Origin of the sequence: Pseudomonas sp. GM24, assembly GCF_000282235.1 — a bacterium.
Lineage (GTDB): Bacteria > Pseudomonadota > Gammaproteobacteria > Pseudomonadales > Pseudomonadaceae > Aquipseudomonas.
Map to the genome: position 1 here is coordinate 1 of NZ_AKJR01000219.1, position 21,688 is coordinate 21,688.

Annotated in this window: 25 protein-coding genes; 15 read left to right on the top strand and 10 right to left on the bottom strand. The window is 59.3% G+C overall.

The annotated features are described in order from the left end of the window. Positions 1-216 precede the first annotated feature (216 nt). The 3 genes from PMI23_RS23770 (at position 217) to PMI23_RS23780 (ending at position 2,779) form a co-directional block, all read left to right on the top strand. On the top strand, positions 217-1,431 hold the full coding sequence (locus tag PMI23_RS23770; RefSeq protein WP_007918674.1) for an MFS transporter: 1,215 nt from the start codon (positions 217-219) through the stop codon (positions 1,429-1,431). 228 nt (positions 1,432-1,659) lie between these two features. Beyond that, positions 1,660-2,445 carry a sulfite exporter TauE/SafE family protein gene (locus PMI23_RS23775; protein ID WP_007918673.1) on the top strand — a complete coding sequence of 262 codons (786 nt, stop codon included), beginning with the start codon at positions 1,660-1,662 and terminating at the stop codon, positions 2,443-2,445. A gap of 7 nt (positions 2,446-2,452) precedes the next feature. Further along, positions 2,453-2,779 carry a hypothetical protein gene (locus PMI23_RS23780; RefSeq protein ID WP_007918672.1) on the top strand — a complete coding sequence of 109 codons (327 nt, stop codon included), beginning with the start codon at positions 2,453-2,455 and terminating at the stop codon, positions 2,777-2,779. Between the two features lie 36 nt (positions 2,780-2,815). Here PMI23_RS23780 and PMI23_RS23785 read toward each other — a convergent pair whose 3' ends face one another. Next, positions 2,816-3,280 carry a GNAT family N-acetyltransferase gene (locus tag PMI23_RS23785; RefSeq protein WP_007918671.1) on the bottom strand — a complete coding sequence of 155 codons (465 nt, stop codon included), beginning with the start codon at positions 3,278-3,280 and terminating at the stop codon, positions 2,816-2,818. A gap of 208 nt (positions 3,281-3,488) precedes the next feature. Between PMI23_RS23785 and PMI23_RS23790 the strand changes: the two genes are divergently transcribed. The 3 genes from PMI23_RS23790 (at position 3,489) to PMI23_RS23800 (ending at position 5,084) form a co-directional block, all read left to right on the top strand. Then, on the top strand, positions 3,489-4,052 hold the full coding sequence (locus PMI23_RS23790) for a DUF4174 domain-containing protein (RefSeq protein ID WP_007918670.1): 564 nt from the start codon (positions 3,489-3,491) through the stop codon (positions 4,050-4,052). Positions 4,053-4,474: 422 nt separating this feature from the next. Beyond that, entirely contained in the window at positions 4,475-4,801 is a 327-nt protein-coding gene (locus tag PMI23_RS23795; RefSeq protein ID WP_007918668.1) for a DUF6124 family protein, read from the top strand. A 16-nt stretch (positions 4,802-4,817) separates the two neighbouring features. Next, positions 4,818-5,084, top strand: a complete 267-nt coding sequence (locus PMI23_RS23800; protein WP_007918666.1) for a hypothetical protein — start codon at positions 4,818-4,820, stop codon at positions 5,082-5,084. 92 nt (positions 5,085-5,176) lie between these two features. Here PMI23_RS23800 and ampC read toward each other — a convergent pair whose 3' ends face one another. Further along, a complete protein-coding gene (gene ampC / locus PMI23_RS23805; protein WP_007918664.1) occupies positions 5,177-6,343 on the bottom strand; it encodes a class C beta-lactamase in 1,167 nt (388 codons plus the stop codon). A gap of 160 nt (positions 6,344-6,503) precedes the next feature. On the opposite strand from ampC, the gene PMI23_RS23810 reads away from it, so the two are divergent. Further along, on the top strand, positions 6,504-7,376 hold the full coding sequence (locus PMI23_RS23810; protein ID WP_007918662.1) for a LysR family transcriptional regulator: 873 nt from the start codon (positions 6,504-6,506) through the stop codon (positions 7,374-7,376). A gap of 189 nt (positions 7,377-7,565) precedes the next feature. Here PMI23_RS23810 and gudD read toward each other — a convergent pair whose 3' ends face one another. Together gudD and PMI23_RS23820 are read right to left on the bottom strand one after the other, a co-directional pair. Then, entirely contained in the window at positions 7,566-8,909 is a 1,344-nt protein-coding gene (gene gudD, locus PMI23_RS23815; protein ID WP_007917377.1) for a glucarate dehydratase, read from the bottom strand. Positions 8,910-8,947: 38 nt separating this feature from the next. Next, the gene (locus PMI23_RS23820) at positions 8,948-10,294 is read right to left on the bottom strand and encodes an MFS transporter (RefSeq protein WP_007917375.1); all 1,347 of its coding nucleotides are present in this window, start codon (positions 10,292-10,294) and stop codon (positions 8,948-8,950) included. A gap of 346 nt (positions 10,295-10,640) precedes the next feature. Between PMI23_RS23820 and PMI23_RS23825 the strand changes: the two genes are divergently transcribed. Together PMI23_RS23825 and PMI23_RS23830 are read left to right on the top strand one after the other, a co-directional pair. Further along, positions 10,641-11,354, top strand: a complete 714-nt coding sequence (locus tag PMI23_RS23825) for a FadR/GntR family transcriptional regulator (protein ID WP_007917373.1) — start codon at positions 10,641-10,643, stop codon at positions 11,352-11,354. 92 nt (positions 11,355-11,446) lie between these two features. Next, on the top strand, positions 11,447-11,677 hold the full coding sequence (locus PMI23_RS23830) for a hypothetical protein (protein ID WP_007917371.1): 231 nt from the start codon (positions 11,447-11,449) through the stop codon (positions 11,675-11,677). 162 nt (positions 11,678-11,839) lie between these two features. On the opposite strand, the gene PMI23_RS23835 is transcribed toward PMI23_RS23830, so the two are convergent. After that, the gene (locus tag PMI23_RS23835) at positions 11,840-12,733 is read right to left on the bottom strand and encodes a DMT family transporter (protein ID WP_177321070.1); all 894 of its coding nucleotides are present in this window, start codon (positions 12,731-12,733) and stop codon (positions 11,840-11,842) included. Positions 12,734-12,834: 101 nt separating this feature from the next. Here PMI23_RS23835 and PMI23_RS23840 point away from each other — a divergent pair, with 101 nt between their 5' ends. Then, a complete protein-coding gene (locus tag PMI23_RS23840; protein ID WP_007917367.1) occupies positions 12,835-13,701 on the top strand; it encodes a LysR family transcriptional regulator in 867 nt (288 codons plus the stop codon). A 236-nt stretch (positions 13,702-13,937) separates the two neighbouring features. Here the strand turns inward: PMI23_RS23840 and trhP are convergent, their stop codons facing one another. Continuing rightward, on the bottom strand, positions 13,938-15,269 hold the full coding sequence (gene trhP, locus PMI23_RS23845) for a prephenate-dependent tRNA uridine(34) hydroxylase TrhP (RefSeq protein ID WP_007917365.1): 1,332 nt from the start codon (positions 15,267-15,269) through the stop codon (positions 13,938-13,940). Positions 15,270-15,457: 188 nt separating this feature from the next. Between trhP and PMI23_RS23850 the strand changes: the two genes are divergently transcribed. Both PMI23_RS23850 and PMI23_RS23855 read left to right on the top strand, forming a co-directional pair. Beyond that, positions 15,458-16,144, top strand: coding sequence for a cysteine hydrolase family protein (locus PMI23_RS23850; protein ID WP_007917363.1), 687 nt, complete (start codon positions 15,458-15,460; stop codon positions 16,142-16,144). Positions 16,145-16,255: 111 nt separating this feature from the next. Further along, on the top strand, positions 16,256-17,317 hold the full coding sequence (locus tag PMI23_RS23855) for an AI-2E family transporter (RefSeq protein WP_007917361.1): 1,062 nt from the start codon (positions 16,256-16,258) through the stop codon (positions 17,315-17,317). On the opposite strand, the gene PMI23_RS23860 is transcribed toward PMI23_RS23855, so the two are convergent. From PMI23_RS23860 to PMI23_RS23870, 3 genes are all read right to left on the bottom strand, one after another. Beyond that, positions 17,314-17,496: a hypothetical protein gene (locus PMI23_RS23860; RefSeq protein WP_007917359.1), complete on the bottom strand. Its 183-nt coding sequence runs from the start codon at positions 17,494-17,496 to the stop codon at positions 17,314-17,316. The genes PMI23_RS23855 and PMI23_RS23860 overlap by 4 nt on opposite strands. 102 nt (positions 17,497-17,598) lie before the next feature. Next, positions 17,599-17,793, bottom strand: a complete 195-nt coding sequence (locus PMI23_RS23865; RefSeq protein WP_007917358.1) for a hypothetical protein — start codon at positions 17,791-17,793, stop codon at positions 17,599-17,601. Positions 17,794-18,023: 230 nt separating this feature from the next. Then, positions 18,024-18,383: a hypothetical protein gene (locus tag PMI23_RS23870; RefSeq protein WP_007917357.1), complete on the bottom strand. Its 360-nt coding sequence runs from the start codon at positions 18,381-18,383 to the stop codon at positions 18,024-18,026. Positions 18,384-18,639: 256 nt separating this feature from the next. On the opposite strand from PMI23_RS23870, the gene PMI23_RS23875 reads away from it, so the two are divergent. Continuing rightward, a complete protein-coding gene (locus PMI23_RS23875; RefSeq protein ID WP_007917356.1) occupies positions 18,640-19,458 on the top strand; it encodes a shikimate 5-dehydrogenase in 819 nt (272 codons plus the stop codon). Positions 19,459-19,669: 211 nt separating this feature from the next. Further along, a complete protein-coding gene (locus PMI23_RS23880) occupies positions 19,670-20,188 on the top strand; it encodes a cupin domain-containing protein (RefSeq protein WP_007917355.1) in 519 nt (172 codons plus the stop codon). Positions 20,189-20,302: 114 nt separating this feature from the next. Here PMI23_RS23880 and PMI23_RS23885 read toward each other — a convergent pair whose 3' ends face one another. Next, on the bottom strand, positions 20,303-20,950 hold the full coding sequence (locus PMI23_RS23885) for a YceH family protein (protein ID WP_007917353.1): 648 nt from the start codon (positions 20,948-20,950) through the stop codon (positions 20,303-20,305). Between the two features lie 125 nt (positions 20,951-21,075). On the opposite strand from PMI23_RS23885, the gene PMI23_RS23890 reads away from it, so the two are divergent. Continuing rightward, positions 21,076-21,585, top strand: a complete 510-nt coding sequence (locus PMI23_RS23890) for a DUF1993 domain-containing protein (RefSeq protein ID WP_007917351.1) — start codon at positions 21,076-21,078, stop codon at positions 21,583-21,585. The last annotated feature ends 103 nt before the right edge of the window (positions 21,586-21,688 follow it).

The following is a 21,688-nucleotide window of genomic DNA, read 5'->3' on the forward strand; positions in this document are numbered from 1 at the left end:
CCTCATCGCTGGCAAGCCAGCTCCCACAAGTTTTTGTGGTGTGCAGAGATCCAATGTAGGAGCGAGCCTGCTCGCGAAAGCGTTCCTTCAGGCGCTGAAGAGTTGACTGGTCCACCTCATTCGCGAGCAGGCTCGCTCCCACATTGATCGAATAGTGAAGGTTGTTTTTGTATACAATCCGTCACCGCTATTGATCAAAATGGAGCCGCCCCCGTCATGACCGACCCCGCCAGCGCCGATTTCAGCCGCGTCGACCGCACCGCCCGTGCGGACAAACTGCCCTACGCCGCGTTGCTGGCGTTCGCCATGACCGGTTTCATTGCCATCCTCACCGAAACCCTGCCCGCCGGGCTGCTGCCGCAGATCGGTGCCGGGCTCAACGTCAGCGAGGTGCTCGCCGGGCAACTGGTGACGCTGTATGCACTGGGTTCGATTGTCGCGGCGATTCCGCTGACCGTCGCCACACGCGGCTGGCCGCGACGGCGGGTGCTGTTGATAACGGTCGGCGGGTTTCTGATATTCAACACTGTCACCACATTCTCCAGCCATTACGGCCTGACCCTGGCTTCGCGTTTTCTCGCCGGGATGGCGGCGGGGTTGTCGTGGGGGATCATGGCCGGTTATGCGCGTGGCATCGTGCCGGTGCATCAACAGGGACGGGCGCTGGCGATTGCCATGCTCGGTACGCCGGTGGCGTTGTCACTGGGCACGCCGGCGGGGACGTGGCTGGGCAATCTGATTGGCTGGCGCGCGTCGTTCGGGATCATGTCGGCGCTGGCCCTGGTGCTGGCCGCGTGGATTGTTATCGCGGTGCCGGATCGTCCGGGGCAGGCCAGTGACGAGCGTCTGCCGCTGCTCGAATCGCTGCGCCTGCCGGGCGTGCGGCCGGTGCTGTTCGTGGTGCTGACGTGGATGCTCGGGCACAACATTCTCTACACCTACATTGCGCCATTTCTGATGCAGGCCGGGCTGGCTGACCGGGTCGATCTGGTGCTGCTGGTGTTTGGCCTGTGTTCGCTGGTGGGGATCTGGATTATTGGCATGCTGGTTGATCGCTGGCTGCGCTGGCTGACGCTGATCAGCCTCGCGGTGTTTGCGCTGACGGCATTGGTTCTGGCATTGGCAGCGCCGTCGCCTCTGATCATTTATGCCTGCATGGCGGTGTGGGGCTTGTCGTTTGGTGGCTCGGCCACTTTGCTGCTGACCTCGGCGGCGGACTCGGCTGGTGATCACGTCGACGTGGTGCAAGCAATGCTCACCACCTCTTGGAACGTGGCGATCGCCGGGGGCGGGTTGTTTGGCGGGTTGTTGCTGGATCGGGCGGGGGCGATGTCGTTTCCGTGGGCGTTGCTGATTCTGTCGCTGATCGCGCTGGCCACGGTGTGGATCAACAAAAACCACAGCTTCAAACCTGGCCGAAGGGTGCACTGAATCTGCATCCACCACCTGACCCTGTAGGAGTGAGCCTGCTCGCGATAGCGGAGGGTCAGTCACTAAATCCGTCACAGATAGACCGCTATCGCGAGCAGGCTCACTCCTACAGTAAAGCGATGGTGAATTCGATATGGCATAACGATAGACCGCATCGATATATGTGGTTATAAGAAAAATCGCTATGCTGCGGGCCAGATTTTTCCTGTCGTTTTTCTGGACGGTTTAATGGAATTGGCAAATTTCGGCCTGGTGATTGCCGGGCTGGTAGTGGGGTTTATCGTCGGCATGACCGGTGTCGGCGGTGGTTCGTTGATGACGCCGATCCTGCTGTGGTTCGGCATCAACCCGGCAACGGCGGTGGGCACTGACCTGCTGTACGCCGCTATTACCAAATCCAGTGGCGTCCTCGTTCACCGCAAGAACAAGAACATCGACTGGGCCATCACCGGTTGGCTGACCCTCGGCAGCGTGCCGGCGGTAGCGATGACCTTGTGGTTCCTCAGCACCCTGCACACCGCGCCGGACGCGATGAACGCCATCATCAAACAGGCGCTGGGCTTCGTCCTGTTCGCCACGGCGCTGGCGATCTTCTTCAAGAAGCGCTTGCTCGAATTCGCCCACAAACGCGCCGGTGGCAACTACAACCCGAGCGGTTCGCGGTTGAACGTGATGACCGTGATCACTGGTCTGATCCTCGGCACCATGGTTGCCCTGACCTCGATCGGTGCGGGCGCCCTCGGCACCGTTGCGCTGTTTATCCTCTATCCGCTGCTGCCGACCCGCCGTCTGGTCGGCACTGAAATCGCTCACGCCGTGCCGCTGACCCTCGTTGCAGGCCTTGGCCACGCGAGCATGGGCAATATGGATTGGGGTGTGCTGGGCTTCTTGCTGGTCGGCTCGCTGCCAGGCATCTGGCTCGGCAGCCACCTGACCGGACGCATTTCCGATGAAGTGCTGCGCCCGTGCCTGGCGACGATGCTGGTGCTGATCGGTTACAAACTGGCGTTCTGATCCGGCCATGAGTGAAACCACTGTCCACTGCGAAGGCCGTCTCGCGATCACCGTCGAGCCGCGTGAGATGCGCATGAGCCATTGGCTGTACGCGCCGCGGGTGGTCGATCTGCAGCGCCAGCAAGTGCTGCTGGATCTGAGCGAGAGCCTGTGGGATTTGCTCGGTACCGCTGACGAGACGGGCAATGGCATCGAGTTGGTGTTGCGCAAATACCCGGGCGATCGGTCGTCGGTGAGGTTGAGTGTTGAACTCGACAGCGGTGAGCTCAAGCTCGGTGGACAACCTGTCGATCCTTCAGAATTGCTCTCCGTGCTCGATTCAGCGCTGGAGTGAGGCGGCACAGCTTGCGGCGCGCCGCCTCACCACGGGTTAACGCTCAATGACGTATTTCATCACCGTCACCGGCAAATCGTCGTAGACCAGCTCTTCAACCACTTCCCAACCCAGTCGCGCATACAGCGACTGCGACGTGTCGGTATACAGATACAACTCGGGCACGCCCAGCGCCGCCGCTTCTGCAACCACTCGATTGACCAGTTGCGAAGCAATCCCGCGACCGCGCTCCTCAGCCTTCACATAAACGCCTGCCAGCCACGGCGTCAGGTTCGGGCGCAGCTTCAGATCACTTTCGATCAGCAGCGCACCGCCCAGCAGTCGCGAACCCTCTAGCGCTACCACGACACTCGGCACGGCACGTTTGCCGCAGGACTCGCGCATGTGTTCGATACGGTCCTCGACGGTTTGTCCGGGACGAAACTCGCCCCACTCCTCGAAGTTGAGCGTGGCCAGTTCTTCGATCAATTCGGGGTGATCGCACAGGTAATCGATGTGCATGCGGGTGAACTCCATTTCATGGGCAGAACTGCCACCCTAATGCGGTCATAAAAGGTAATCAAATCCGCGTTGCGATCACCTCGGATATGTTGCGCAATGTCGCGCCTGTCCTAAGCTTCTGACTAGGCGGAAGATATTTGCCGGGTTGTCCCGGAACAATCGCCACGATGCGCAATCATTAGAGCGTGGATATCAAAAGGAGATGCGCATGCTCATCAGGTCATTGACCCTGACACTCTTGCTGGCGATTGCCGGCCCCTTGTTCGCCGCTGACAACGATTCGCCCATCGCCGGGGACATGGGCCGCGCCCGACCGCTGATCGTGATCGCACAAAGCACCGTCGACCCCGTGTGGGTAGCCCTGAAAAAGTCGCTGGAGGATCCCGCCAACAAAAAGGGCGTCACCGACCGCAACATTAAGGTCTACACCATCCTCAACATGTCCGGTCAACTCGACGGCAAGGACATGGGCCAGCAAGACACCATGGCGCTGCTGCGCTCGCTGAAACTGGGCGCTGGGGCCTATCCGAAAGTGTTCCTAATGGGCAAGGACGGCGAGACCAAACTCTCGGCTTCTGGGGATGAGGCGAAAGCGGTGGATTTGAAGAAGATCTTCGACACCATCGATGCCATGCCAATGGCTGAGAAGGAGGCGGCCGCTGCGGCTCAGGCGCCGGTTGCTGCTACGCCGGAACCAGCCAAAGGCGCGAAGAACGCCAAACCGACCAAGCCTGCGAAACCAGCCAAGCCGCCGGAAATGCCGGATGATTGATCGGTTGTTGTAGAGACGATTTCACGTCAAAGGGGCGAGAGGATTCAATCTTCTCGCCCCTTTTCTGTTTCTGCATGCTGCGACGCAAAGCCCTTCAACCTCGTCGGATTTTTCCTGCAAGTCGCGGCGGCGGTGGTGAACTGGTGGGCTTGGGTGAGGAGGGATAGTCTTCTTTGGCCGCTGCAAAACACAGTGGTCGGGTGTGGAAGTCCGGTGTTGGTCGTGAGCGCATGTGCGCCTGTGAACACATGTTGGCGGTTTTTATGCCAACATTGTTTGCTTATGGCAGCTATGCGCAGGAGCACTCTCGAGTGCACCGGGTCTCTCGACCTCCCCGGACTTCCACCCCTGCGCAAAGCTGCCACCCTCTCGTGGAAGTGAGTTTGGCAGTTTTTTCTCCCATGTTTAGAGGTCATTTACTTATGAAAAAACACACGCCAAACCCTCCCGAATCCCCCATGGATTCAGGATCCTTCGACGCCAACAACCCCCGATTACGCAACCCCCGTCACCCCGATCCCATCAGCCATCTCTTCACCATCGTCCCCGATATCGATACCCCGACGCTGCTCTGCCACGCTTGCGAAACCCTCGCCTCACTCAATGTCCTGACCACAGACCTTGCCGCTGAACTGCAAGGTTCAGCGCGCAGTCTCGCCCTGTCGATTCAGCAGTTGGCGGTGCTCGGCGAGTTGCTGGTCAACCGTGCGCTGGACAATCTCGATCCACCGGCGGCGACGCAACATTGAACAGGGAGGTTCAAACATGACGCGATACATTCCGCTGACCGGGATTGACTGCAAGATTCCCGCTCTGCTGATCGACCGCGAGGCGCCCGTGGATGTGCTGCATGGCACGGCGGCTTACCGTTTGCGTTGTGTGACGCAGTTGATGGAAACCCTGGCGCTGGGTGACGGCAAGGGACATGACGCCTTGCTGCTGCAGGATTTCGCCCGGGTGATGGCGATCCCGTTGCGGGACAGTTGCGACTTGATGGATGTCATCGGCTGGAAGTTGCAGGCGCAGCTTTAAAGACAAAAGATCGCAGCCTGCGGCAGCTCCTACATTGACCGAGTGAAAACCCGATCCTGTAGGAGCTGCCGCAGGCTGCGATCTTTTGATTTTCAGTCAGTGACAGCGCTGAGGATTTTGTGGGCGATCTTCACCCGCTCAGGAATCGGAAAGTTCTTGTTGGCCATGATCACGATGCCAACGTTCTTGCTCGGCACAAACGCTACATACGTGCCGAAGCCACCTGTCGAGCCGGTCTTGTTGATCAGCACGTCATCCGGTTGCGGTCGCGGCGGATTCAGCCACTGCACCTTGTGCGGTTCCATGGCCATTTCCGTCGAGTTGCCCGCCAGCAAACGCTCGAGGCTGAGCGGGTAGCGATACATTTCCCAACCCAGGCCTTGGGTCATGTCGCCGACGGTGTAGTAGCCGGTGTGGGTGTTGGCGATGGTTTTTTGCAGTACCGCTTCCAGCGTTTCAGGTTTCAGGTTGACCTGTACGTAACGCAGCATGTCCACCGCGCTGGTTTTCACGCCATAGGCTTGTGCATCCAGCGCACCGGGCGTGACGCGCACCGGTTTGCCGTTCTTGTCATAGCCCTGTGCATACAGCTCCATTTGCGCGGCAGGCACGCTGAGGTAGGTGTGCTGCAAACCGAGTTTCGGCAGCAGGGTTTGCGTCATTGCCTGATCAAACGGCTGGCCGAGGCTTTTCGCCGCCAGATAACCGAACAAACCCAAACTCGGGTTGGAGTACTGGCGATGGCTGCCTGCCGGATAAACCGGTTTCCACTGTTGGAAATAGCCGAGCATCTTGTCAGACGAATCCGCGTTGTCCGGGAATTGCAGCGGCAAACCACCGGCGCTGTAGGTGCCCAGTTGCAACACACTGATGTTGTCAAAAGCGCTGCCTTTCAGATCAGGCCAGAGCTGACTGGCCTTGGTCGACAGGTCGAGTTTGCCAGTCGCTTGGGCGTAACTGGCGAGGGTGGCGGTGAAGGTTTTGCTCACCGAGCCGATTTCAAACAGGGTGTTTTCGCTGACTTTTTGCCCGGTGTCTTTGCTGGCGTCGCCGTAGTTAAAGTAATGCGCCTTGCCGTTGATGGTCAGCGCTACGGTGAGGCCGGGAATGTTCTGCTGCTGCATCACGGGCGTTACCGCGTCGTTGACCAATGCTTGCAACTGCACAGCATCGGGCGCGGCGGCGAGGCAGGATGTGGCGCCGAATAACAGGCCGAAAGCGGCGCAGGAAATGACTTTGCTCGATTGAATGGATGACATGGGTGAACCACTCTCCATGAGTGTTGATGACGTTATCCCGCTACACTGCGGGCGATTTCTTCGTTGGGCGACCGATCAGCGCCGCCAATTTAGTTAGCGCGACGCCAATCGACAAACGATGAAAACTCGCACGAGCCATTAGAAAAATTTGGGACTGGGCATGATTCGACCGCAATTGCCGCTCAACGCACTGCGCGCCTTTGAAGCGTCCGCGCGGCATTTGAGCTTCACCCGCGCCGCCGTGGAGCTGTGCGTCACCCAAGCGGCTGTCAGCCATCAGGTCAAAAGCCTTGAGGCACAACTCAACGTTACCCTGTTCAAACGCCTGCCCCGTGGGCTGATGCTGACCAGCGAGGGCGAAACTTTGTTGCCGGTGCTGAGCACTTCGTTCGATCACATCGCGCAGATTCTCGAACGTCTCGCCGGAGGACAGTATCGTGAAATGTTGACCGTCGGCGCGGTGGGCACCTTCGCCGTAGGTTGGTTGTTGCCGAGGCTGGCGGACTTCCGGGCGAAACATCCGCTCATAGATTTGCGGCTGTCGACCAACAACAACCGCGTGGATGTCGCGGCGGAAGGGCTGGATTACGCGATCCGCTTTGGCGCCGGGGCGTGGCATGGCATCGAAGCGACGCGTTTGCTTGAGGCGCCGCTGTCGGTGTTGTGCGTGCCGGAGATCGCCCGGCAATTGCATTCGCCGGAGGATTTGTTGCAGCAAACACTGCTGCGTTCCTATCGCACCGATGAATGGCCGGAATGGTTTCAGGCTGCCGGGTTGGCGACGCAGGCAGCACCGCCGCAGAGCATCGTGTTTGATTCATCGCTGGCGATGATGGAGGTTGCGTTGCAGGGCCGCGGGGTGGCATTGGCGCCGCCGCTGATGTTCGCCCGGCAACTGGCGGCGGAGGCGATTTGTCAGCCGTTTGCGATTGAGATTACGACGGGGAGTTACTGGTTGACGCGGTTGCAGTCGCGGCCGGAAACGGCGGCGATGAGTGCGTTCAAAACCTGGCTGCTGCAAATCTCTACATGACTCACATCATCCCCTGTGGGAGCTGGCTTGCCAGCGATAGGGCCGGCACGGCCAACATCGATGTTGGCTGACCCACCGCTATCGCTGGCAAGCCAGCTCCCACAGGTTCATTTGTTGAACCAGCTACTCGGATTCAACCCCTATTCCCAGTAGAAGTGAGCCTGTGGGGATATCGGTTTGGGTTGATGATCAGCGCACCAGACACGGCCGCTTGTTATCGAACTTCCACCCCGGAATCAAAAACTGCATCGCGACGCTGTCATCCCGCGCGCCGAGGCCCATGCCTTTATAGAGTTCATGAGCCTTGGCCACTTGGTCCATGTCCAGTTCGACACCCAGCCCCGGTTTCTTCGGCACTTGCACCAGACCGTCGACGATTTGCAGCGGCGCCTTGGTCAGGCGCTGGCCGTCCTGCCAGATCCAGTGGGTGTCGATCGCGGTGATCTCGCCCGGCGCAGCAGCGGCGACATGGGTGAACATCGCCAGCGAAATGTCGAAGTGGTTGTTGGAATGCGAACCCCAGGTCAGGCCCCATTCATGGCACATCTGCGCCACGCGCACCGAACCCTGCATGGTCCAGAAGTGCGGGTCGGCCAGCGGGATGTCCACCGACTGCAACTGGATCGCATGACCCATCTCGCGCCAGTCAGTGGCGATCATGTTAGTGGCGGTTTTCAGCCCTGTAGCGCGGCGAAATTCGGCCATCACTTCACGGCCCGAATAACCGTTTTCCGCACCGCACGGGTCTTCGGCGTAGGCGAGCACATGATGCTGATCGCGGCACAAACGAATAGCTTCTTTGAGTGACCACGCACCGTTCGGATCAAGGGTGATGCGCGCCTCGGGAAAGCGTTCGGCCAGCGCTGTCACCGCTTCGATTTCGGCATCACCGCTGAGCACGCCGCCCTTGAGTTTGAAGTCCTTGAAACCGTACTTGGCATGGGCCGCTTCGGCGAGGCGCACCACGGCCTCGGCAGTCATGGCCTTCTCGTGACGCACGCGGAACCAGTCGTTGTCGGCGTCCGGTTCGCTGCGATAGGCGAGATCGGTTTCGCGCTGATCACCAACGTAGAACAGATAACCGAGCATCTTCACTTCATCGCGTTGCTGACCTTCGCCGAGCAGCGCCGCCACCGGTACATCGAGATGCTGACCGAGCAGATCAAGCAGCGCGGCTTCGAGGCCGGTGACCGCGTGAATGGTGATGCGCAGGTCAAAAGTCTGCAGGCCACGGCCGCCGGCATCGCGGTCGGCGAAGGTCTGGCGCACTTGATTGAGGATCTTCTGCCAGGTGCCAATCGGGCTGCCGACCACCAGGCTGCGCGCGTCCTCCAGGGTCTGGCGAATACGCTCGCCACCGGGCACTTCACCGACGCCGGTGTGGCCGGCGTTGTCCTTGAGGATGACGATGTTGCGGGTGAAAAACGGCCCGTGGGCGCCACTCAGATTGAGCAGCATGCCGTCATGGCCGGCTACCGGGATGACTTGCATGTCGGTGATGATCGGTGCTTTGGCGGTGTCGTGTGCGGTCATGTTCTTATCCTTTTAATACGCAATCTTAAAAATGGGCGTCAGGCGTGTTTCGGCGCGGTCTCGACCACGGCGATGTCGGCAGCAGGTTTCGGTGTGGTGCGGGCGAAGAAGACAATGATCGCGGCAATGATCGAGGTCGCGGCCAGGCCATAGAGGCCGCCCTGAATCGAGCCGGTGTGTTCTTCGAGCAGGCCGAACGTGGTCGGCGCGACGAAGCCGCCAAGGTTGCCCACCGAGTTGATCAACGCGATCACCGCTGCGGCGATGCGTGCATCCAGATAGGCCTGCGGAATCGGCCAGAACAGCGACGACGCGGATTTGAAGCCCAGTGCGGCAAAGCAGATCGCAACGAAGGCGAAGATCGGCCCGCCGGTGGTGGACATGAACATCCCCGCTGCGGCGATCAACAGGGCGGTGGCGACCCACGCCTGCTGGTGTTTCCACTTGGCCGAGAACGAAGCGAAGGCGTACATGCCGATGATCGACAACAACCACGGAATCGAGTTGAACAGGCCGACCTGGAAGTCGCTCATCTCGCCCATTTTCTTGATGATGCTCGGCAGCCAGAAGGTTGCCGCGTAGATGGTCAACTGAATGAAGAAGTAGATCAGGCAGAACAGGATGATCTGGCGATCCTTGAGCAGTTTGCCCATCGATGGCCGGATCGGCGTCGCGGCTTCGCGGGCTTTTTGTTCAGCGTCGATGGCGTTGACCAATGCGTCCTGTTCGGCGCGGCTCAGCCATTTCGCATCGTGAGGTTTGGCGTCGAGCCAGAACCAGACGAAGACGCACAGGCACACCGAGAACATCCCTTCAATGAAGTACATCCATTGCCAGCCGTGCATGCCCAGCCCGTTGATCTGCAGGAGCAGGCCGGACAACGGGCCGGAGATCAGCGAGGCCACGGCCGAGCCGCTGAGGAAGATCGCAATTGCCTTGCCGCGCTCGGCGCCGGGCAGCCAGCGGGTAAAGTAGTAGATCACCCCGGGAAAGAACCCGGCCTCGGCCACGCCGAGCAAAAAGCGCAATACGTAGAAGTGGGTTTCGTTCTGGATAAACGCCATGCCGGCGGCGACCAGGCCCCAGGTGAACATGATGCGGGTCAGCCAGATGCGTGCGCCGACTTTCTGCAAAAGCATGTTGGAGGGGACTTCAAACAGCGCGTAACCGATGAAGAACAACCCGGCGCCGAAGCCGTAAGCGGCGGCACCAATACCGAGGTCGTGTTCCATGTGGGTGCGGACGAAACCGATGTTCACCCGGTCAATGTAATTGACGATGAACATGATCACGAAGAGCGGCAGGACGTGGCGTTTCACTTTCGAGATGGCCGACGCGAGTGTCGAATCGACGCCCTCGTTCATCCCGGAGACGGAGGTTTTCACTTGGTTTTCTCCCACTGATTATTTTTATGCGGGGTAGAGCAGGTACTGCGTTGTTGCTAGACATCATACAACTGAGAATTTTTGTCCTACAAGTGGGGAAGGCCGATTAATTTTCTCTGGAAAGCCGGTTTTTTATGCTTTTTTACACGGATACTCAATGATTGCTGGGTGTTATGGCTTTTGAGAAGTGAAGGCTTCCTACGGTTGTGCGGCTCTGTTCGTCTGGGAAGTATCAAATCATTTCGATTAATTTGAGTGTTGTCATACAAGTTTGTCCGCTAAAATCAATCTTGTAAGCCCCGCGCGCGATGCTACGATCGGCAAGCCCCGATCACCGGAACCAACCATGCAAGAAGACCTCGACGCTCCCGCTCGCAAACGTGCGCACAACCTCGCCCATGATCTGGTGGAGAAACTCACCCAGAGCATCCTGCTCGGCCAGTTGTCACCCGGCGACAAGCTGCCCTCGGAGAACGCCATCGTTCAGGAACATGGCGTCAGCCGCACGGTGGTGCGCGAGGCGATTTCCAAATTGCAGGCTTCGGGGCTGGTCGAGACGCGCCACGGCATCGGCACGTTTGTCATCGAGCGCGCGGCGGAGCAGGGCTTGCGCCTTAACGTCGACACGGCGCTCGGCGTGCGCAGCATTCTTGAATTGCGTCTGGGCCTGGAAACACAAGCGGCGGCGCTCGCGGCGCAACGCCGTACCGAGCAGCAATTGCTGCAAATGCGTCAGGCGCTGGATGACTATCAACGGCTGCTCGACAACAACGACAGCTGCGTCGAGGCCGATCGGCGCTTTCATCTGCTGATCGCGGAGGCCACCGGCAACGTATGCTTCAGCGAGATCATGCAACACCTGGGCAGTGCGATGATTCCGCGTAACCGGCTCAATGCTGCTGAACGTGGCGCGGCGGATTTGAGCAAACTCGGGCAACTGGCCCATCTGGAGCATGAGGCGATTCTGAATGCGATCAAACGTCAGGATGCGGATGCCGCGCGGGCAGCCATGTGGTTGCACCTGACCAACAGCCGAGACCGTTTTTCCGCGCAAGGTTGAACGCCGTCGGTCTGTTCGATAGCACGCCGCCCACGGGCCTGATTCCAAGTTGTACGGCCCGGGTATTCCGGACCTCCTTGGTGAGGTGTGTCATGGCTAATGATTTGCTGTTTCAGGGTGGTGTGCTGCCAACCGATCCAACCCGGCCGGTGCCGGGTACCGATGAACCGACCCTGGCCGATCACGATTCACCGATGGGCATGCCCCCAGGGCGTGATCCGTTGAGCGATGCTGATCGGCCCGAAGACTGGAAGGATCCGGCGGCGGATGACGATGTACCGCCGGCGGATGAGCCGACGCCGTTGTCGGATGATCGGCGCTGATCGGCGATTGCCTTGATTAATGTGTTGTCTGGGCTGGCCTCATCGCTGGCAAGCCAGCTCCCACAGGTTATGCGGATGTACCTGAAAACTATGTTCACCATAGAACCCTGTGGGAGCTGGCTTGCCAGCGATGTCGGCATTTGCCTCAACAACAATCATTGATCAGATCGCTGCCCGAACACCCCCAACCCGCCGCTCCAGATTCAACGCCAACACACTGATCAACACCACCACCGACCCCACCAGCATCAGCAACGTCGGCCGCTCCGCCAACCCGACCGACGCAATCCCCATCGCCGTTGGCGGAATCAGATACAACGTCATCGTCGCCCGGCTAAAATCCACATGCTGGAGCACAAACCCCCACGCCAGATAGGCCAGCGCACTGGGAAACACGCCCAATGCCAACACCGCCCACTGCACCCGCAGCGGCGCATTCAGCAAGGCTTGACCCAGCCCGGGCAGATAAATCAGCAGCATCAACGTCCCCGACCACACCGCGTAACACGCCAGACTGAAGCCGTCGTAACGCCGCGCATGATGCTTTTGCAGGGCGAAGTAAACGCTCCATGAAACGGCCGCCAGCAGGATCAGCAGGGCATGCGCATCGATATCGCCCAGACCCTTATCGCCGCTGACCACAATCACCACACCGACAAAGCCGAGCAACACACAACCCCAGCGCCAGGCGCTGACCTGATCTTTGAACACGAATCGCGCCAGCAACGTGCTGAACAACGGGCTCGATTGCGCCAACACGCTGGAAGCGCCGGCACTGACACTTTGCTGGCCGATGTTCAGTGCGACGTGATGCAGGCTGACGGCGAAAAAACCCAGGGCGAACAACAGCGGCACATCGCGCCAGTGCGGCAGGCGCATGCCTTTGAAAACGGCGATCAACGCCATGAACAACGACGCCAACAGAAAGCGCAGCAATGCCAGATGCCCGGGGTCGTAGGCTTGCAGACCGATGTGAATGCCGGTCGGCGAATACGCCCAGCAGCCAACGACAAAGGCCATCGCCAAGAGGATTTTCCACGGGGAAGGGTGCGGCATGATCGGGCGCTCGGTGGTGTCGATGCGCCGAGTATCCGGGCCGCCAATCATTCGCCACAACTGACTTATACTGCGTCAAATGTTCACTCAGAGTGATGAATATGGAGCTGGCGCAAATCCGTATGTTCAAGACCGTGGCCGAGGTCGGCAGCATCGCGCGGGCGGCGGAAAAGCTGTTTTGCGTGCCCTCGAACATCACCGCGCGGATCAAGGCACTCGAGGCCGAGTTGGGCGTTGCGTTGTTTCTGCGTGAGGGGCGCGGGTTGCGCATCAGCCCGGCGGGGCAGACGTTTCTCGCCTATGCGGAAAAGATTCTGGCGCTGACCGTTGAAGCGAAACGTGCAGTGGACCCCTCGGCCGAGCCGTCCGGACCGCTGCGCATCGGTGCGATCGAGTCCTCGGCGACCGGGCGCTTGCCGCGCTTGTTGGCGAAGTTTCACCAGCGCTATCCGCAGGTGGCGCTGGAACTCACCACCGGCACGTGGGGGCAGTTGCTCGATGATACCGTCAGCCACCGCCTCGATGGCGCGATTGTCGCGGTGGATGTCGAACGTTCGCAGCTCAGGCGCACGCCGATGTATCGCGAAGAATTGCTGTTGATCGCGTCGACCTCGTTCGGGCCAGTGCGCGGCATCGAAGACCTGCAGGACAAAACCGTGTTCATGTGGCCGCAGGGTTGTCCGTATCGAGCGGCGCTGGAGCATTGGTTGTTGCGTCAGGGGCTGTCGCTGCCGATCGTCAGTCTCGCCAGTTATGGCGCGATTGTCGGTTGTGTAAGTGCCGGGGCGGGGGTGGCGCTGGTGCCCAAGGGCGTGTTTGAGCAGTACGCGAAAGGGGCTGGGTGTGTGGGGTATGAGTTTGCTGAGCTGACGGCCGTCGACAACCTGTTTTACTGGCATGAAAACGCCGGGGTGCATCCGGCGCGGGAGGCGTTTGTGGCGATGTTGCGGGAGGAGTTTAGTGTGTAGGAAGCGCCGACCCTCACCCCAGCCCTCTCCCAAAGGGAGAGGGGGCCGACCGAGTTGTCATGCGCTATACGCCGACCTGAAACACCGTGTTGAATATAGATTCAACCGAGTCCAGTGTGCTTGATCAGAAAAGTCGATTATGGATTCGGCGCAGCACGTTCAGGTCGATGAACCTCTCCAACATCCCCCAATCAGTCCCCTCTCCCTCTGGGAGAGGGCTAGGGTGAGGGGCCTTTTCAGGCAACACCGATATCCCGCATCAACAACCCAAACCGCAAATCCACCGCCTCCGGAATCGGCACAAAAACCGTGTGCCCATCCCCCGGCGCCACCTCGATCGCCTCACCCTTAACACTCTGCAACTCACGCAGATCAAAATGAAAATTGCCCGCGGGCGTCATCAATTCCAGATGATCACCAAGACCAAAACGGTTCTTCACCTTGACCTCGGCCAGCCCCTCACGCCGCTCCCCAGTCAGCTCACCCACAAACTGCTGACGCTCCGATACCGAGCTGCCATTTTGATAATTCTGGTACTCGTCATGCACATGCCGACGCAGAAAACCCTCGGTGTAGCCACGCTGCGCCAGCGACTCCAAGTCCGTCATCAGGCTGCGATCAAACTCACGCCCGGCCACCGCATCATCAATCGCCCGGCGATACACCTGCGTGGTGCGTGCGCAATAGAAGTGCGATTTGGTCCGGCCTTCAATCTTCAAAGAATGCACGCCCATGCGCGTCAGGCGCTCGACGTGCTGCACCGCGCGCAGGTCCTTGGCGTTCATGATGTAGGTACCGTGCTCGTCTTCGAATGCCGGCATCAATTCATCGGGGCGGTTGGCTTCCTGAAGCAGGAACACCTGATCGGTAGGAGCGCCGAGGCCCAGGTTCGGCTCGGGCTGGAAGGTCTGGACGATGTCGCCGAGTTGATTCTCCGTGGCCGCTTGCGCCGAGTATTTCCAGCGACAGGCGTTGGTGCAGGTGCCCTGATTGGCATCGCGTTTGTTCAGGTAACCCGACAGCAGGCAGCGCCCGGAGTAGGCCATGCACAGTGCGCCATGAACGAACACTTCCAGTTCCATGCCCGGCACTTGTTCGCGAATTTCGCCGATTTCTTCCAGCGACAATTCCCGCGACAGGATGATCCGGCTCAAACCCTGTTGTTGCCAAAACTCGACGCTCGCCCAGTTCACCGTATTGGCCTGCACCGAGAGGTGGATCGGCATCTGCGGGAAATGCCGGCGCACCAGCATGATCAGGCCCGGGTCAGACATGATCAGCGCATCCGGCGCCATCTCGATCACCGGCGCCAGATCCTTGAGGAAGGTCTTCAACTTGGCGTTGTGCGGCGCGATGTTGACGACGACATAGAAGCGCTTGCCCTGCGCCTGGGCTTCGCGAATGCCCAGTGCCAGATTGGCGTGATCGAATTCATTGTTGCGCACCCGCAGGCTGTATCGCGGTTGGCCGGCGTAGACCGCATCGGCACCATAGGCGAAGGCGTAGCGCATGTTTTTCAGGGTGCCGGCGGGGGCGAGCAGTTCGGGGGTGGCGAGGGTCGGCGTCATGGCGGTGTCGGTCGTAAAAGCGCGGCAGGGTAGAACGGGTACCAATCGCGAGCATTGATCTGGATCTAGGTTTTGGCAGTTTCTGTTTGTGCAGAAACAGCACAAATCATGTGCCGGTTTCACTGTGTTCGACGGTCTGGCGGCTGCTTAAGCTTTGTTCATCACTTAACTGAACAGAGGCACTCGCCATGCAACGTTTTACCCGTCGTTTCCTCAGCGCCTGTGCATTTTCCGGTGTGTTGGCCAGCACCGGTGCACTGGCAGACAACCATCCGACCATTCGCGCAATGTCCGGGGTCACACCGGTCAGCCAGTTACCGGCCGGCAAGTCCGCCTTGTTGGTGATCGATTTTCAAAACGAATACTTCACCGGCAGGATGCCGATTCCGGACGGTGCCGCTGCGTTGGCGAAAACCCGTGAGTTGATCACGTTTGCCGACAGCCACAAGATCCCCGTGTACCACGTTCAACATATCGCCCCGGCAGGCTCGGCGGTGTTTGCCATCGATGGCGAAACCGTGAAATTTCACCCGGACATGCAGCCACGCGCGAAGGATGCGGTGCTGCAAAAGACCACGGTCAGCGTGTTCGGCAGCACCGATCTGAACGAACGGCTGAAGCAATCCGGCATCAACACGGTCATCGTCGCGGGCCTGATGACCCACGCTTGCGTCGTCGGTGCCGCGCGGGACGCGGCGCCACTCGGTTACAGCGTGATCGTCGCCTCCGACGCCTCGGCGACCCGTGCGATCACCCGCGTCAATGGCACATCCATCGACAAGGATGCCTTGCACAAAGCCGCACTGGCGGAAGTCGAGGACACCTTCGGCGATGTGCTGAGCACGGCTGAAATCGTCAAGTTGCCGGTTCGTTAATCGGCTTGCGCTGATCCGCAACTATGCTCCATGAATAAAGATGGCACTCGTGCAGGCCCCGGTTGACTAAGCATCGGGGCGTGCATGACGCCTGACTGACATGGATCGGACATGAACGAAAAAAGCCTTCAATTCAAATCCCTCACCGTGCTGCTGTTGCTGGTCACGGTGGCGTTTATCTGGATCCTCCTGCCGTTCTACGGCGCGGTGTTCTGGGCGGTGATTCTCGGCATTGTGTTTGCGCCGATGCAGCGCCGGCTGCAGGCGAAATTCGGCTGGCAGCGCAACCTGACGTCCCTGTGTACCTTGGCGGTCTGCCTGGTGATCGCGATTCTGCCGGTGATCATCCTCAGTGTGCTGCTGGTGCAGGAAGGCGCAGCGGTCTACAAGAGCATCGAAAGCGGCGAGCTGGACATTGCCGCGTATCTGGCGCAATTCAAGCACAGTCTGCCGCCGTACTTTCAGCACTTGCTCGACCGCTTCGGCATGGGCGAACTCAATGGCCTGCGCGAGAAAATCGTCAAATCGGCGATGCAGGGCAGCCAGGTGCTGGCCACTCAAGCGTTCAGTTTTGGCCAAGGTACGTTCGAGTTCGTGGTGAGTTTCTTCATCATGCTGTATCTGCTGTTTTTCTTTCTGCGTGACGGCGCCGAACTGGCGCGCAAGGTGCGCACTGCCGTGCCACTGGAGGAAGGCCACAAGCGGCGCTTGCAGTTGAAGTTCAACCGCGTGGTACGCGCGACGGTGAAGGGCAATCTCGTAGTCGCGGTGACTCAGGGCGCGCTGGGCGGAGCGATTTTCTGGTTTCTCGACATCCCCAGCGCCTTGCTGTGGGCGGTCTTGATGGGGTTTTTGTCGTTGCTGCCAGCAGTGGGCGCGGGGATTGTCTGGGCGCCGGTCGCGGTGTATTTCCTGCTCAGCGGGATGATCTGGCAGGGCGTGGTGCTGGGCTTGTTTGGGGTGTTTGTGATCGGGTTGGTGGACAACGTGATGCGACCGATTCTGGTGGGCAAGGACACCAAAATGCCCGATTACATGATTCTGATCTCGACTCTGGGTGGCCTTGCGGTATTCGGCCTGAATGGTTTTGTGATCGGCCCGCTGATCGCGGCGTTGTTCATGTCGAGCTGGGCGCTGTTCGCCGAAACCAAGCCCAAGGTGCAACTGCCTTAAGCGTGAAACGGCTCGCTGACGATCTTCTGCGACAGTGCCTGCGCAGCGGGCAGCGAAGTGAGCGGGCCGCTGATCGCCTCACCGTCGCGCATCAGATACCAGCAGGCAAGCAGGCCCGAGGCTCTGAGCGAGGCGGGAACGGCGCTGCCGATAACGGACATGATTTGAACCTGAGCCATGACGGGTACCTCCATCTATCAATGGAGCTACCTTAATGAGTCGCCGCTTCTACGGACAATCAACGCTTTCGATAGTGGTCATTGATGCCGTTGAGGGCGGGCTCAGTCGACCACTTGATCGAGCATGTGCATGACTTCGCGTTCGTTGAGCAAACCTTTGTGCACGAGGTTTTCCGCCAGCAGCGAAAGGAACTTGGCGCAGCGATGGCCTTCCAGGTGCTTGAGTTCTGTCAGCGCGCCGTACACCTTGCTTGAGGTGCACAGGCCGACGATGCGGTGCGGGTTTTGTGTTGGCATACAGTCGTCCTTGTTGTTATCAACTTGTTGTTTACGGACGGATTCAGATTGCGGTTCCGTCATGACAAACGAGTGACCGTTTTGCGTAAATGTACATAACGGTCACTCAATCATGCCGACTTTAGCCGGTGAAACTGTCCTCACAGCGACCTTGGCGAGATTTTTTCAGACGCTGGCCGACCAACGGTCATAAAAAAGCCCCGCTATAAAAGCGGGGCTCAGTGTTGCGATTACCAGCGTGGGCCACCGTAGTAGCCATGTGGCCGGCCGTAATAACCGCGAGGCGGGCCGTAGTAGACGGGGGCCTGTTGGATGTACACCGGTTGTTGCACATACACCGGTGCCGGCTGGTAGTAGACCGGTGGTGGCGGCTGCTGCACGTAGACCGGTTGTGGCTGAACATAAACCGGCTGTTGTTGCACGTATACCGGCCGATCCTGGTTGATCAGTGCCGAGCCGATGATGGCCGAGCCGACGATCGCGCCAAACACCGCAGGGCCTTGCCAGCCGTGGCCACCACCGGCTTCTGCCTGACCTGTGACAGCGAGTGCGCCAATCAGCAAGGCCAGAATGGGGAGTTTACGAATCATGATAAGTCCTCGGTTCTTCGACCCGGCGGCAGGGCCTGCACCAGGCCCACAGTTGTCGCGGGGATACTTCTAAGACAGCGAAATTCTGAAAATCAGCACAGCCGCTGGGTAAATTTTGTGTAAGGTCTGTACCGGCTTCTTTACCGGGCCAGGCAAGGGCCAAAAGATACCTTTAAAACAGGCCTCAATGATCGTTCAGAACCCGATGGGCTGGCTAATCCCGTCTATCCGAAAGTGCGTTTGAAGGAGAAGTTTCATGCAGATGAACCCGAACAAAGACACTCAGCTGTGCATGTCCCTGTCAGGGCGCCCAGGCAATTTCGGTCTGCGTTTTCATAACCATTTGTATGAGCAGTTGGGCCTGAATTTCTATTACAAGGCGTTCAGCAGCCAGGATCTGACGGGTGCCGTGGGCGGCATTCGTGCCTTGGGCATTCGCGGTTGCGGCGTGTCGATGCCGTTCAAGGAAGCGTGCATTGCGCTGGTCGATGAGTTGGATGCGTCGGCGGCAGCGATCCAGTCGATCAACACCATCGTCAATACCGACGGCCATCTGAAGGCTTACAACACCGATTACATTGCTGTCGCGCAGTTGCTGGAAACCCACGCGGTACCCAAGGATTCGACCTTCGCCCTGCGAGGCAGCGGCGGCATGGCCAAAGCGGTGGCCAGCGCCTTGCGTGATGGCGGTTATAAAAACGGTTTGATCGTCGCCCGCAATGAGCGTGCCGGGCGTGCCTTGGCGGATTCGCTGGGTTATCGCTGGCAGGCGGAACTGGGCGAGGAGCGTCCGCAGATGCTGATCAATGTGACGCCGGTGGGTATGGACGGCGGGCCGGAGGCGGGGCAACTGGCGTTTGAGCCTGAGGCGATCAAGGCTGCGGATACGGTGTTTGATGTGGTGGCGATTCCGTCGGAGACACCGTTGATCGTACGTGGTCGGGCTGAGGGCAAGCGGGTAATTACCGGGCTTGAGGTGATTGCGATTCAGGCGCTGGAGCAGTTTGTGCTGTACACCGGCGTGCGCCCGACTGAAGAGCAATTTGCGGCGGCGGTGGCGTTTGCCCGGAGCTGATTCTCATAATTATGCAGTGAGTTAATTGGCCTCATCGCTGGCAAGCCAGCTCCCACAAGGTATGGGAGCTGCTCACAGATTTGTGTTCCAACCCGAAACCTGTGGGAGCTGGCTTGCCAGCGATGAATTCACCTCGGTTTATCCTGCTGCCTATACTGCCTCCCCAGCAAGCCCAGACTTGCCCACCACAAAAACCGTGACCGAGGCTCCCATGCATCCGCCCATCCTCAACCTGCATCAGGTCGAACTCGAACCCCTGCCCGAAGCCCTGGCCCCGGAAGGCGAAACCGCCGGCCGCTATCAGCAGCGCATGGCGCGGATTGGCCAGCAACTGGGTTCGCAGAAACTCGGTTATCGCCTGTACGCCTTGCCTCCGGGCATGCGCGGCAGTCCGTTTCACAGTCATCGGGTCAACGAAGAGATGTTCTACGTGGTGGCCGGGGAGGGCGAGGTGCGTCTTGGTACCGAGCGTTTTCCGATCCGCGAAGGCGATGTGATCGCTTGCCCGCCGGGCGGCCCGGAGAAGGCGCATCAGATCATCAATACCAGTCAGGCTGAACTGCGTTATCTGGCGGTGAGTACCCAGCAACAGCCGGAAATCTGCGAGTACCCGGATTCGAACAAGTATGCGGTGATGGATAACTTCAACGTCGATGCCGAGGGCAATGCCTCAGGTTTTGTGGCTGTGGCACGGCAGGCGGACGGTGTGGATTACTGGGATGGCGAGTAATGCGCAGATCCCTGTAGGAGTGAGCCTGCTCGCGATAGCGGTGTGTCATTAACGGTAATTTGACTGACACACCGCTATCGCGGGCAGGCTCACTCCTGCATTGGTTTTGTTTGGCTATTCGAGGCGGGCCAGACGCTCTTCCAGCGCGGCAATCCGCGCTTCCAGCTCTTCAATACGCTCAACCGAAACGCCACTGCTGGTACCGCGATCCGACGGGTTCTGCCGTGCCGCCATGATCGCCTCGCTATCCGCCGGATCACCCAGAGCATGGGTGTAGCGATCTTCGCGCTGCCCGGCCTGACGTGGAATCAGTACCGCCAGCCCCCGCGCAATCAAACGCTCAAGTTGATGCACCACCTGCTCGGTGTCTTCAAATTCATGCATGCGCCCACTGCGGGTCAGCAGTTCATTGACGGTTTGCGGGCCGCGCAGAAACATCAAACCGCTCAGAATCACTTGCGCCGGCACCAGCTCCAGCGCCTTGTCGACCTTGTGCTCCCAGCGGTCGGCACGACTGCCCATTACCAGTTTGGCGAAACCACGACCTTCCAGTGCGCGCAGGCTCTGGCCGACCTGGCCCGGAGTCAGGTTCATCACCGGTTCGCGGCTGGTTTTCTGATTACACGCCGTGACCAGTGCATTCAGGGTCAGCGGATAGGTTTCCGGACTGGTGGCCTGTTTCTCGATCAACGAGCCGAGGATGCGAATTTCCGTGGCATTGAGCCGTGGCTCGTCGAAGGTGGATTCTGGTTCTGTGGTCATCGCGCGTTCCCTCTGCAGTCGAAGGCGCCTAGCCTAATCCTTGCCAAACAAAAGGCAAGCCGTGTGGTCATCAAGCATGGCTATAATCGCCTCCTTGTTCCACCCAGCCACCACACGAGACTGCCATGACCATTTCCCTGTACGCCGCATCTGTCCCGGTTTTTCAACAAATGCTCAACGCTTTGAGCGATGTGCTGAAAAAGGCTGAAGCCCACGCCACCGAGAAAAACATCGACCCGAACGCGTTCCTGCAGGCCCGTCTGTTCCCGGATATGTTCCCGTTGACCCGCCAGGTACAGATCGCCGTGGACTTCGCCAAAGGCGTTTCCTCGCGTCTGGCTGAAGTCGAAGTGCCGAAGTACGACGATACCGAAACCACCTTCGCCGAGCTGCAAGCTCTGATTGCCAAGGTGCTGGCCTACATCGGCGAGATCAAGCCAGAGCAGATTGATGGCAAGGAAGGCATTGAAATCGTCACCCGTCCGGGCACGCCGAAAGAAAAGCGCTTCAGCGGTCAGGCTTATCTGCTGACTTACGGTCTGCCGCAATTCTTCTTCCACGTCACCACCACTTATGCGCTGCTGCGTCATAACGGCGTTGAAGTGGGCAAGCGTGATTACATGGGCGCGTTCTAAAAAGTCAAAAGCCCCTCATCGGAACGCCGCCCGCCTAGCCCTCTCCCAGAGGGAGAGGGGACTGACGGTGTTGTTTGTTCGAGTTACACCGACCTGAACTATC

Bases quoted from the DNA above. Each gene is read 5' to 3' on its own strand.
- PMI23_RS23885 (WP_007917353.1), bottom strand. From the start codon at position 20,950: ATGACCACAGAACCAGAATCCACCTTCGACGAGCCACGGCTCAATGCC.
- PMI23_RS23850 (WP_007917363.1), top strand. From the start codon at position 15,458: ATGCAACGTTTTACCCGTCGTTTCCTCAGCGCCTGTGCATTTTCCGGT.
- PMI23_RS23840 (WP_007917367.1), top strand. From the start codon at position 12,835: ATGGAGCTGGCGCAAATCCGTATGTTCAAGACCGTGGCCGAGGTCGGC.
- PMI23_RS23880 (WP_007917355.1), top strand. From the start codon at position 19,670: ATGCATCCGCCCATCCTCAACCTGCATCAGGTCGAACTCGAACCCCTG.
- PMI23_RS23835 (WP_177321070.1), bottom strand. From the start codon at position 12,733: ATGCCGCACCCTTCCCCGTGGAAAATCCTCTTGGCGATGGCCTTTGTC.
- PMI23_RS23785 (WP_007918671.1), bottom strand. From the start codon at position 3,280: ATGCACATCGATTACCTGTGCGATCACCCCGAATTGATCGAAGAACTG.
- PMI23_RS23855 (WP_007917361.1), top strand. From the start codon at position 16,256: ATGAACGAAAAAAGCCTTCAATTCAAATCCCTCACCGTGCTGCTGTTG.
- PMI23_RS23875 (WP_007917356.1), top strand. From the start codon at position 18,640: ATGCAGATGAACCCGAACAAAGACACTCAGCTGTGCATGTCCCTGTCA.
- PMI23_RS23800 (WP_007918666.1), top strand. From the start codon at position 4,818: ATGACGCGATACATTCCGCTGACCGGGATTGACTGCAAGATTCCCGCT.
- ampC (WP_007918664.1), bottom strand. From the start codon at position 6,343: ATGTCATCCATTCAATCGAGCAAAGTCATTTCCTGCGCCGCTTTCGGC.
- PMI23_RS23890 (WP_007917351.1), top strand. From the start codon at position 21,076: ATGACCATTTCCCTGTACGCCGCATCTGTCCCGGTTTTTCAACAAATG.
- PMI23_RS23870 (WP_007917357.1), bottom strand. From the start codon at position 18,383: ATGATTCGTAAACTCCCCATTCTGGCCTTGCTGATTGGCGCACTCGCT.
- PMI23_RS23795 (WP_007918668.1), top strand. From the start codon at position 4,475: ATGAAAAAACACACGCCAAACCCTCCCGAATCCCCCATGGATTCAGGA.
- PMI23_RS23775 (WP_007918673.1), top strand. From the start codon at position 1,660: ATGGAATTGGCAAATTTCGGCCTGGTGATTGCCGGGCTGGTAGTGGGG.
- PMI23_RS23790 (WP_007918670.1), top strand. From the start codon at position 3,489: ATGCTCATCAGGTCATTGACCCTGACACTCTTGCTGGCGATTGCCGGC.
- PMI23_RS23825 (WP_007917373.1), top strand. From the start codon at position 10,641: ATGCAAGAAGACCTCGACGCTCCCGCTCGCAAACGTGCGCACAACCTC.
- PMI23_RS23810 (WP_007918662.1), top strand. From the start codon at position 6,504: ATGATTCGACCGCAATTGCCGCTCAACGCACTGCGCGCCTTTGAAGCG.
- PMI23_RS23780 (WP_007918672.1), top strand. From the start codon at position 2,453: ATGAGTGAAACCACTGTCCACTGCGAAGGCCGTCTCGCGATCACCGTC.
- PMI23_RS23865 (WP_007917358.1), bottom strand. From the start codon at position 17,793: ATGCCAACACAAAACCCGCACCGCATCGTCGGCCTGTGCACCTCAAGC.
- trhP (WP_007917365.1), bottom strand. From the start codon at position 15,269: ATGACGCCGACCCTCGCCACCCCCGAACTGCTCGCCCCCGCCGGCACC.
- PMI23_RS23770 (WP_007918674.1), top strand. From the start codon at position 217: ATGACCGACCCCGCCAGCGCCGATTTCAGCCGCGTCGACCGCACCGCC.
- PMI23_RS23860 (WP_007917359.1), bottom strand. From the start codon at position 17,496: ATGGCTCAGGTTCAAATCATGTCCGTTATCGGCAGCGCCGTTCCCGCC.
- gudD (WP_007917377.1), bottom strand. From the start codon at position 8,909: ATGACCGCACACGACACCGCCAAAGCACCGATCATCACCGACATGCAA.
- PMI23_RS23830 (WP_007917371.1), top strand. From the start codon at position 11,447: ATGGCTAATGATTTGCTGTTTCAGGGTGGTGTGCTGCCAACCGATCCA.